Annotated in this window: 10 protein-coding genes; all 10 read right to left on the bottom strand. The window is 69.6% G+C overall.

Translation table 11 applies throughout. The annotated features are described in order from the left end of the window. Position 1 precedes the first annotated feature (1 nt). On the bottom strand, positions 2 to 520 hold the full coding sequence (locus tag GVL03_RS08790) for a flavin reductase family protein (protein ID WP_159500616.1): 519 nt from the start codon (positions 518 to 520) through the stop codon (positions 2 to 4). Beyond that, positions 517 to 1,029, bottom strand: coding sequence for an NADPH-dependent FMN reductase (locus GVL03_RS08795; RefSeq protein WP_159500617.1), 513 nt, complete (start codon positions 1,027 to 1,029; stop codon positions 517 to 519). The genes GVL03_RS08790 and GVL03_RS08795 overlap by 4 nt, the downstream gene beginning before the upstream one ends. Positions 1,030 to 1,068: 39 nt before the next feature. Beyond that, positions 1,069 to 1,599, bottom strand: coding sequence for a flavin reductase family protein (locus GVL03_RS08800; RefSeq protein ID WP_235038082.1), 531 nt, complete (start codon positions 1,597 to 1,599; stop codon positions 1,069 to 1,071). A gap of 236 nt (positions 1,600 to 1,835) precedes the next feature. Further along, positions 1,836 to 2,882 (bottom strand): LLM class flavin-dependent oxidoreductase, encoded by a 1,047-nt coding sequence (locus tag GVL03_RS08805; RefSeq protein WP_159500619.1) that lies wholly within the window; start codon positions 2,880 to 2,882, stop codon positions 1,836 to 1,838. A 35-nt stretch (positions 2,883 to 2,917) separates the two neighbouring features. After that, positions 2,918 to 3,565 (bottom strand): GntR family transcriptional regulator, encoded by a 648-nt coding sequence (locus tag GVL03_RS08810; protein ID WP_159500620.1) that lies wholly within the window; start codon positions 3,563 to 3,565, stop codon positions 2,918 to 2,920. Between the two features lie 229 nt (positions 3,566 to 3,794). Continuing rightward, positions 3,795 to 5,129, bottom strand: a complete 1,335-nt coding sequence (locus GVL03_RS08815) for an NtaA/DmoA family FMN-dependent monooxygenase (protein WP_159500621.1) — start codon at positions 5,127 to 5,129, stop codon at positions 3,795 to 3,797. Between the two features lie 20 nt (positions 5,130 to 5,149). Next, positions 5,150 to 6,688 carry a sugar ABC transporter ATP-binding protein gene (locus GVL03_RS08820; RefSeq protein WP_159500622.1) on the bottom strand — a complete coding sequence of 513 codons (1,539 nt, stop codon included), beginning with the start codon at positions 6,686 to 6,688 and terminating at the stop codon, positions 5,150 to 5,152. Continuing rightward, positions 6,685 to 7,710 carry an ABC transporter permease gene (locus tag GVL03_RS08825; protein WP_200847116.1) on the bottom strand — a complete coding sequence of 342 codons (1,026 nt, stop codon included), beginning with the start codon at positions 7,708 to 7,710 and terminating at the stop codon, positions 6,685 to 6,687. The genes GVL03_RS08820 and GVL03_RS08825 overlap by 4 nt, the downstream gene beginning before the upstream one ends. Positions 7,711 to 7,712: 2 nt before the next feature. After that, complete coding sequence (locus GVL03_RS08830) at positions 7,713 to 8,849, bottom strand: substrate-binding domain-containing protein (RefSeq protein ID WP_159500623.1); 1,137 nt, start codon at positions 8,847 to 8,849, stop codon at positions 7,713 to 7,715. A gap of 621 nt (positions 8,850 to 9,470) precedes the next feature. Then, positions 9,471 to 10,428: fibronectin type III domain-containing protein (locus GVL03_RS08835; RefSeq protein WP_200847117.1), on the bottom strand; the 958-nt coding region annotated here is incomplete at its 5' end.

Consider the following 10,428-nt stretch of genomic DNA (forward strand, 5'->3'; position numbering starts at 1 on the left):
CTCACCCCCACTCGTCCGCGTCGCGCAGGTGGCGATACTTTCCCTTGAAGAACAGCAGCGGGTCGCGCGAATGCCATTCGGCCGGGCTGTGCTGGAGCACGCGGCCGATGACGATGAGATGGTCACCGGCCTCGTGCTCGGCCCACAGCTCGCAATCGAGCCACATGAGGGTGTCCGCGATGACGGGGTTGCCGGCATCCGTCGGCGACCAGTCGACACCGGCCCATTTGTCGGTGCCGCTGCGGGCGAACTGCGACGAGATGTCGTGCTGGTCGCGCGAGAGCACGTTGATCGAGAAGCGGCCTCCCGGTCGGATGCGGGGATATGTCGTCGAGGTGCGCATGACGCTGAAGGAGACGAGCGGCGGATCGAGCGACACGCTGTAGAACGACTGACAGGTGAAGCCGGCCGGCTCGCCGTCGACGACGGCCGCGACGATCGTCACTCCCGAGGCGTAGTGTCCGAGGGCGTCCCGGAGGACACGCGCGTCGAGGCCCGGCACCGGCTCGATCGCGCTCATGCTGCGCCTGCCTTCGATGCTCCGGCCGACGCGAGCACGGCGGGCCCCCACCTCTCGATCCACGGGTCCAGGGAACCCGGCTCGGCGTAGGTGCGATCGGAGAGGTAGAGGCCCTGCACGGGCACGACCGCGCCGAGCTCGACCAGCAGCGGCTTGAGGAACACCTCGGGGGCCATGAAGTGCGCGGGACCGGCGCCGAGCATGAGCGGGACGGCTGTCACGCCCGCCAGCCCCGTGCCCGTCTCGAACTGGTCGAGGAAGAGCTTGAGCACCCCGGAGTAGGTCGCTTTGAACGTCGGCGACGCGACCACCACGACGTCGCTCGCGCGCACCGCGGCCACCGCGCTCTTCACCGCCTCATCGCCCCACCCCAGAAGGCCGACGCCCAGCGTGACGACGTCGACCTCGCCGACCTCGTCGGCGAAGCGCAGGCCCACCAGACGGGCCGCGTCGAGAGTGCGTGAAGCCGGCTTGGGGTTGCCGGCCACCACGGTCACGGTGAGAGACATGTCTCGTCCTTTCCTCGAGGGTCGATCGGATGCGGCGGCCTACGCGGCGGCCTCGACCGCGGCGCGGCCCCGGCTCTCCGCCGACGCGATCCGCGCGAGATCGCGAAAGCCACGGTGGTGATACACGAGAGGTTCGGCGCCGTCGCCGACGTGCACGCGCTCGACGGTGAGGATCACGAGCGTGTGGCTGCCGCTGTCGAGCTCGTTGTGCAGTGAGCATTCGAGCCACATGGCGGCGTCGGAGACGAGCAGGGCGCCGCCCTCGCCCCGCGTGATGTCGAGTCCCGCGAAGCGGTCGCGCGAGCGCGAGGCAAGCTGCATGCATACGGCCTCGTGACCCCGTGCGAGCACGGACACCCCGATGCGCTCAGCACGGCGCAATGTCGGCCACGTACGCGACGACCTCTGCACCGAGAACAGCACCTGCGGCGGCTCGAACGACACGCCGACGGTGAACGAGGTAGAGACGAGCCCGACGGGCGCGCCGCTCACGTCGGCCGCGAGCGCGGCCACCCCCGAGGGGAACCCCGCGAACGCCGACTCGATCTCGGCTCTGCTGTCGATCGTCATGCTGCGCATGGTGCGGTGTTCCTCTCGTCTCGCTCAGCCGGTCCGGCGGGCGCGTGATCAGTCAATCAGCGGCAGATTGCATCCGGATTGTTGCGCGGTTGCGTTCCCTTTTCGCCGCTTCGAGGGATGAAAGCGCCGTAGGCCGAGATCCGCGAACACGCGATCACCTGGTGTTTCTCCGGCATGGAACGCATACCCGCCGGCGCCGGCAGGCACTCCGCCGCGCTCACGCCGCCTCAACGTTCGACAAGGGGCATGACCTCGGCGCCGAAGCGTTCGAGCCCGGTGAAGAAGTCGTCGAAGGAGAGCATCACGCCCTTCACTCCGGGGAGGGAGCCGAGGAAGGAGATGTGGCGCGCGACGGTCTCGGGCGACCCCGCGATCACCTGGGACTCGGGGATCGCTACGCCGGCCTTCGCGGCGGAGGCGAGCCGCTTCGAGGTGCTGCCCGCATCCGACACCGTGTCCCGTGCGGACTGCCTCCCGCGGCCGGCGAGCGCGCCCTGGTCGGCCATCTCGTTGTAGCGCCGCACGAGTGCGAGCGCCTCGTCGTCGGTGTCGGCGATCACGACGGGCTGCTGCACGTAGCTGCCGACGTCCCGGCCGGTGAGGGCTGCGGCGTGCTGGAGCTTCGTCATCTTCTCCGCGACGAGAGGCTCGTTCTCGGTGAAGTTGAGGTCGCTGTACGCCGCGGCGAAGCGCAGTCCGGCGTCGGAGCTGCCGGCGGAGAGGATGGGGATGCGACCCTGCGGCGTGGGCCGCACGTGACAGTCGTCGAGCGTGAAATGGGCGCCCTCATAGGTCAGCTCGCCGCTCGCCCAGAGCCCTCGCAGGATCTCGACGTACTCGGCGGCGTACCCGTAGCGGTACCCGAAATACTCGTCCCCCGGCCACAGGCCCATCTGCGAGTACTCCGCGGGGTTCCAGCCGGTCACGATGTTGAGGCCGGTGCGCCCCGGCGCGACGGCATCGAGCGTCGACATCATGCGGGCCGTCATGGCGGGATGGACGCTGAGGATGCCGATCGAGGCGATCACGCGGATGCGGTCGGTGTGCGCGAGCAGCGCCGAGCTGAGGGTCATCGACTCGAAGGCCGCATCCCAGTAGCCGGTCTCGCCTCCCGGACCCCGGAACTTGACCATGTTGAGCACGAAGTCCAGGCCGAACCTCTCGGCCAGCCGGGTGATCTGCAGGATGTCGGGGTAGTTCGGCTCCCATCCGGGGAGCGCCCGCGTGGGGATGTAGTTGTTGCTGGCGGTGGGGAGGAAGACTCCGAGTTCCATGGCGGCTCCTTGTCGCGGATGTCGCAGAGTGGCTGTCACTGGTGCGAGTCGATGAACGACACGTGGTCGGCCCGGTAGTGGTCGAACACCACCTGGAACGGATGCCCCGCGTCGTCGAGAAACAGTTGCTGGCGGGTCAGCACGGGAGATCCTGCGGCGATCCCGAGCAGCCGGCTGGTGTGCTGATCGCTCATCCCCGCACCGACCTCGGTGACCGAGCTGCCGAGGTGCACCGAGAACAGGGTCTCGGCGACGTTGGCCATGTCGACCTGGCGGAACGCGATCGTCGGGACGTAGATCTCGCGGTAGTACGCGGTACGCACCCCGATCGTGGTGTCGGCGATCTGGAAGACGTTCTCGACCATCCGCACCCGCTCGTCGTAGGTCTTCAGCAGATCGCGCAGCAGACCGAAGGTGGGCACGAGTCCCTGGTCGACGATCTTGAGCGCGAGGTCCCCCACGGAGGTGGTGATGTCGCGGATGTTCAGTTTGACGCCACGACCGGTGGGGAACGTGCCGACGCGGGGCTTGCGCTGCATCTTGCCCTCGTCGGCGAGCGCGGTGAGCGCGCGGCGCACCGCGTTGCGGCTCGCGCCGAACATGTCGATCAGAACGTCTTCGAGCAGCTGATCGTCTTCGGCGAGGTGTCCGTCGCGGATGGCCGCGCTGATGAGATCACGCACGCGGCGCTCGGAGGTGGAGCGTCCGTGTGCGGATCCCCCCGTGGATCTGGGATGCGTGGGCACGGCGACGCTCCTCTCGCTCACGGTGGGTGTCACGCCGAGCGCGAAAGAGAGCCGCCGCCATGACTCCGGCATCTCATCGAACTCTTCGGATGTTGCCGGATTGTTGCGATCGGGGGTCATATCCGCTCCGTCCCTGCGTGCTCGCGCCAGATCTCGAACGGCCGGGTCAGAACTCGAACAGGTGATCGCGCAGAGTGACCCCCGAATACCCGTCGCGGATGTGTCCTCTGCGGCGCAGCACGGGCGCGAGGCCGTCCGTGTAGTCGATGATGTTCTGACGCGTGGTCGGCCCGTAGACGAGGAAGCCGTCGCCGCCCACCTCGTCCATGATCTCGGCCATCTTGTCAGCGACGGTCTCGAACGATCCGATGAGGCCGAGATCCGTCGTCTGGTGCGAGGTGCCCGCGATCTCGCGCAGCGTACGGCCCTCACTGCCCTTGAACAGGTTGGCCATCGAGGAATGCTCGCCGTTTCCGCGCGACAGGTCGATCTGCTCGACGGGGGTGTCGAGGTCGTAGGCGCCGAAGTCGATGCGACCGCCGCTCACGTACGACATGTTCCAGAGGTTGTACTCGATGCCCGCGTCCGAGGTTCGCCATTGCGCCTTCGCGGCGTGCTTGGCCTCGGCCTCCTCGTCGGTGGCGGCGATCGTGGGCGTGGCGAGGAAGAGCAGGCGGATCTCGTCGGGCTGGCGACCATGCGCGATCATGCGACGGTGGATGTCGGCGCGGTACTCCTTCATGTCCTCGACGGTCGCGCACATCGAGATCATCGTGTCGTCGTAGCGGGCGGCGAGCTCGCGTCCGGCGGGCGAGCCGCCGGCGGAGCACACCGGGGGGCGCCGCTGCGGACCGGGGATGGTGTTGAGCGGTCCCCGCGACGAGAAGAACTCCCCCCTGTGGTCGATCGTGTGCACCTTGGTGTGGTCGGCGTAGACGCCGGCGACCGGGTCGGCGATGATCGCGTCCTCGTCCCACGACTGTTCCAGGGCGTGCACGACGTCGATCCACTCGTATGCCATCCGATAGCGCTCGTCGTGGTCGAGGTGACGCTCGAACCCGAAGTTCTGCGCGACTCGATCCGACACGGACGTGACGACGTTCATGCCGACGCGGCCCCCGGTGAGGTGGTCGAGGGTCGTGTACAGCCGCGCCGCGAGGTACGGCGGGTACTGGATCGTCGAGACCGTCGGGATGACGCCGATGTGCTCGGTGTGCTCGGTGAGCAGCGGCACCAGCGGCATCGGGTCGTTCTTGGGCGCCATGAACCCGCGGCGAAGGCTCACCTCCATCGACTCCTTGTACGTGTCCTCGATCATCGAGGTGTCCTCGAAGAGCAGGAAGTCGAAGCCGGCGCGCTCGAGCGAGCGGGCGAGGTCGATGTACAGGTCCGGCTTCATCCAGTCCGTGGCGTTCGTGCTCGTGTACGCACCGTCACCGGCGGCGATGTTCCATTCCTGGATGCCGAAGCCGTTGCCGAGGAACCAGCCGAGGTGGAACATGGGTTTCCTTTCTGTGCCGGTCAGGCGACCGGCGCGGGGGTCGATTCGCAAGCGTGGAGAATGGCCGCCTCCGAGAGCTCGTCTCCCGAGAGCTCGTCGACGACGCGGCCATGGTGGAGGATGACGACGCGGTGGCAGATCTCGGCGAGCATCTCGTAGTCGCCGGAGACGACGAGAGCCGCGGCACCCGCAGCAGCGGCATCGGTCACGCGAGTGAGCAGGTCTTTCGCGGCGGCCGGGTCGACGCCCTGGGTGGGTTCGTCGAGCAGCAGCAGACGCGGGTCGCACTGCAGCCATTTCGCGAAGACGATCTTCTGCTGATTGCCGCCGCTGAACGCAGTCATGGGCAGGGCGGGGTCGTCGGGGACGGTGCCGAGCGCGATCATGCGTTCGGCCGACCACTCGCGTTCCCTCCTGCGGTCGACGCCCCCGGCCCGCACGAACCGATCGAGGATCGGCACGGTGATGTTCTCGCTGGCGCTCCCCTCGGACCAGCAGCCGTCGCGCAGGCGGTTGCCCGGCACGAGCACGACCTTCGCGGCGATGGCGTCGGCGGGCGTGTGCAGGCGTGCGGGCTCTCCGTCCAAGCGCACCTCGCCCGAGGCGCGGGGCCGGTCGCCGGCCAGGATGCGGGGGATCTCCTCCTGCCCCATGCCGACCAGACCGGTGACGCCGACGATCTCACCGCTGCGCACGTCGAGGTCGAGGTCCTCGAGCCTGTCGCCGTGCAGGCCTCGCACGGAGAGCAGGGGCGGCTCGCCCGCATCCGCGCCGAGAACGGGCGGATGCGGGAAGTACTCGTCCATACGGCGGCCGAGCATGGCGGCGACGATGTCGGCGCGCGACGTGGCGGCGACATCGGTGGTCATCACGATCTCGCCGGCGCGCATCACCGTGAGACGGTCGCAGACGTCCATGACCTCGGCGAGGCGATGGCTGACGAAGACGACGCCGTTGCCGAGATCGGCGATGCGGCGCATCAGGCCGAGCACGATGCGCGCCTCGGTCTGCGACAGCGGAGCCGTGGGCTCGTCGAGGACGAAGAGGTGCTTGCGGTCACCGGGGGTGACGGTCTTCAGCACCCGGAACGCGCGCACGACCGCGAGCAGGGCCCGCTCGGCAGGGCTGAGCTCGGCGACCATGAGATCGAGATCGAGATCGATGCCGAGCTCGTCCATGAGCGCGCGGGCGATGCGGCGCTCGGAGCGGAAGCTGATCCAGCCGAACGGCGAACGCCCGTATCCCGAGGTGACGCCGATGTTCTCGAGCACGGTCATCGCGTCGACGAGGCCGATGTCCTGATGGATGACGGCGATGCCGAGGGCCGAGGCGTCCGTCACCGGGAACTCGAGCTCGGCGCCGAACACCCGGGCGTCGCCGCTGTCGGGCTGGTAGACGCCGGTGAGGCACTTGATGAGGGTGCTCTTGCCGCATCCGTTCTGTCCGAGCAGGGCGTGCACCTCGCCGGCGCGCACCGACAACGTGACGCCGTCGAGAGCACGGGTGGCGCCGAACGACTTGCCGAGCCCGTCGACCTCGAGCGCCACGAGCCCGGTCACTTGGCGGCTCGCTTGGTGGCTCGGATGGCGATGACGCGTGCCGCCGTGACGGCCCCGATGAGCGCGAGACCGTAGAAGACGTTCGAGACCCAGGTCTGCGCGCCGACGATCTGCAGGGCGGTGATGCCGACCGTGAGGGTGTAGAGCGCGATGACCGTGCCGAGCGCGTTGAACCGCCCGATCGAGATGGCGGTCGCGCCGAGGAAGGCTGCGGCGAAGGGCTGCAGCATGAACTGGCTGCCCACGCTCGGGTCGATGGCGCCGAGGTAGCCGGAGAAGAGCACGCCGATGATGCCGCCCAGCGCGCCGGCGGCGATGAAGGAGCCGAGCCGGATGGCGCGCACCCGGATGCCGGCGAGACGGGCTGCGTTCACGTTGCCACCGATGAAGAGCATGTAGCGGCCGAGCGGGGTGCGCTCGTAGACGACCCACAGGATCGCGGTCAGCAGCCAGGCGATCCAGCTGATCGAGGGGAAGCCGAGAATGGGCGTGCGAGCGAGGTCGACGAACGCGGCGGGCACGCCGGTGATGACCTGGCTTCCGGTGACGAAGTAGGCGAAGCCTGCCAGAGCGGTGAAGGTGCCGAGGGTGGTGACGAACGAGCCGACGCCGACGACGACGACCAGGATGCCGTTGACGATGCCGACGACGATCCCGAGCGCGACGGCGAGGACGCCGGCGACGGGCGCGGGCACCCCCGAGGCCGACAGCACGGCGACGATCGCCGCGCTGCCGACCATGATCTGCGGGATCGACAGGTCGAACTCGCCGATGCGCAGCACGATGGTGGCGGCGAGGGCGAGCAGCAGCAGGGTGGACTGCCCGTTGATCATCGACACGTAGAGCATCGGTGAACGGAACTCGGGGATGAACGCGATGCACAGGACGACGAGGATCACGAGGATCGCCGGCAGAGCGTAGCGCTGGATGGTGTCGTGCGAGCCGGCGGGACGGTCCCGCCTGGCGGTGCGCGGGCGAGCGGCGGGGGCGGACACGAGCTGCTCGGCGTCCGTGGCGGTCACGATCACTCGCCCTGCCAGGCGTCGACGAACGCCTGCTCGTAGTCGGTGTACGCGGGCCACAGGGCGTCGACGCTCCCGTCGCCGACGTTGGTCGAGTCGACGAGACGGGTGGGGATGACGTACTCGATGACCTCGATGCCGAGCATGGCGCGGGCGACCTCGTCGACCGCGAGCCAGCCCTGGTGTCCGGTGGGCGTCATGGCCATGGTCATGTCCTGCCCGTTGCCGTCGCGGATCATCTCGAGACTGGCGTCGATGCCGTCATGGCCGCCGATCCTGACGTCGGAGCCGGTCGTGGCGACGACGGGGGCGATGAAGGGCACCGCGCTGTCCCAGGCGCTGAGGATGTAGCCGGTGTCGGGCTGGCGCTGCAGCGCCGACTGCACCTGGGCGGGCACGTCGGTGGCGACATTGGCGAGGTCGATGTCGAGACGGATGACGCCGCAGTCGGCGCAGTTCTCGGCGATGACGCTCTCGGCGCCGTCGACGACGGCGGAGAAGTTCTTGAGCACGCTCGACTCCATGAGCACGATGTCGGCGGAGCAGCCCGAGTCGGCGAGGGCCCACCAGGCCTGGTTCTGACCGTCTTCGATCATGTCGGCGGTGAGGTTCCCGAAGGTGCCCTCGTGCACGGGCCCGGTGACGTCGTCGGTCATGAAGTTGAGCACGGGGATGCCGGCGGCCTCGGTCTGCGCAAGCGCCGCGGTGACCGACGTCGGGTCGATGGCGACCATCACGATGCCGTCGGCGTCTTGGGCGATGGCCTGTTCGATGCCCTGCACGACGCGGTTGATGTTGCTCTGGCCGTCGAAGAAGACGGGGTTCATGCCGGCGGCGTGGGCGGCGGCCTCGAACCCGGTGTAGAGGTCGGTCGTGTACTGGTTGGTCAGCAGCGTGATGTACCAGATGTCCTCGCCCTCGAGAGCAGCGAGATCGAGGGGGGCGGTGGGGGCGAGCAGGTCTTGTTCGGCGGATGCGGCGGCGACCGCGGTCTCGGCGTCGGCGACGCAGGCGGAGCTGTCGTCGTCGTTGCCGCCGACGGCGGCGCCGGTGTCGGATGCGGCGGCGCATCCGACGAGGGTGAGCGCTGCGGCGAGGCCGAGCGCGGCGATGGTGAGCGCGGGAGCGGTGCGAGGCATCGAGTACTCCTGAGGCTGAGGCGGGTGATGGCGGGCATCCGGACTCAGAGGGCTCCGGTGAGACCCAACCGTAGGGACGGCGGGTTTCCTCGCGGTCGCCGCGCGGTGAAGCTGCCGTTGCGCCACCCGACACAGCGCAATGCGCCGGCCCACGGCGCCCGCGACCCCAGGCGCCGCCTACGCGGAGCGCGGATCGCGCCGCGCACCCGACGCGGATTGCGCCGCATGCTCGAAGCGGTGTCCTCGGTCCCCGAGGACACCATCCCCCCCCCGGAGGGCGCCTTCACCCGGCGGCGGCGCCCGCACGTCGCGAGATGCAGGCCTCGTCTCTCGATGGCGCCTTCATCCTGCAATGGCGCCCGATACCTGCGCAGCCATCACAGGAAACTGGCGCCATGCGAGGGGTCGCTCTCGCCGATCTCCGGATGGCGCCCTTGAGGTCCGGCGGTGCCCGGATGGCGCAGCATGTTTCTTCACCCGGATGGCGCAGCGCGCATCGTCACCCGGGTTGGGGACCCATCCGTGACGTCGGGGCGCGCTTCCTGTGCTCCGACGTCACGGGGATGCCCCTTCCGCCGGGTGAGCGCATCGTCGCGGTGCGCTCACCCGGCGGGTAGCCGGTCAACGCCGGTCGGTCGGGAGGATCCGCGCGCGTCGCACGACGAGCACACCCGCGGCCAGGAACAGTCCGGCCAGGCCCAGCGCCCACAGGTACCGGCCGTGTCCACCGGTGTCGGCGAGCGCATCGGTCCCGCTGCCGATCGGCTCGACGACGAGGGGAGCCCACCCGACCACGGCGCCGGCCGCATCCGTGATCACGAGACGGTGATCGCCCACCGGGGCGGACCGCGGAACCTGGACGCTGATCTCGCCCGCGCCGTTCGACTGGTGCCAGCCGACGGCGATCGGATCGGAGAACAGCCACACGTAGTAGAGCGTGTTCGGTTGCAGTCCGCCCCCCACCGTCGTGCTGCCGGCGGCGACGACCGACGGACTCAGCACGACCCCCCCACGGGTGGCATCGGTGAGCTCGTCCTCGCTCGGCGCGTCCGGAGCGGTGACCGGCGGCGCCGGCGTCCCCCCTCCCGGCACGGGCTCCGGAGACGGCGACACGGTCGGCTCGGGCGTCGGCGTGGGCTCCGGCGTCGGCGACGGCTCCGGCGTGGGCGTAGGCTCCGGCGACACCGTCGGCTCGGGCGTAGGCGTAGGCTCGGGCGTCGGCCCAGGCGTCACGGTCGGCTCGGGCGTAGGTGTAGGTGTAGGCGTAGGCTCCGGAATCACGGGCGTCGGCGGAGTCAGCGCCCCAGGGCTCCGCACCGAGAACTCGCCGAGCCCGACGGTGTTGCGGGCGGCCACGGTGAAGCTGTATGCCGTCTCGGCCTCCAGCCCGCCGATCACGGCGGCCGTCACGTTCGCCCCGAACTCCGCGGAGACCACGGGCTCCTCGGCGCCCTCGACGTAGCCGCGCAGCGTGTAGCCGGTCAGCGCCGCACCTCCGTCGTCGACGGGCGGCGCCCAGACGACCTCGATCTCGCTGGCCGACACCGGCACCGCGACGGGGGCGGGCGGGGCACCGGGC

This window comes from Microbacterium sp. 18062 (assembly GCF_902706225.1).
In the GTDB taxonomy this organism is placed as follows: domain Bacteria; phylum Actinomycetota; class Actinomycetes; order Actinomycetales; family Microbacteriaceae; genus Microbacterium.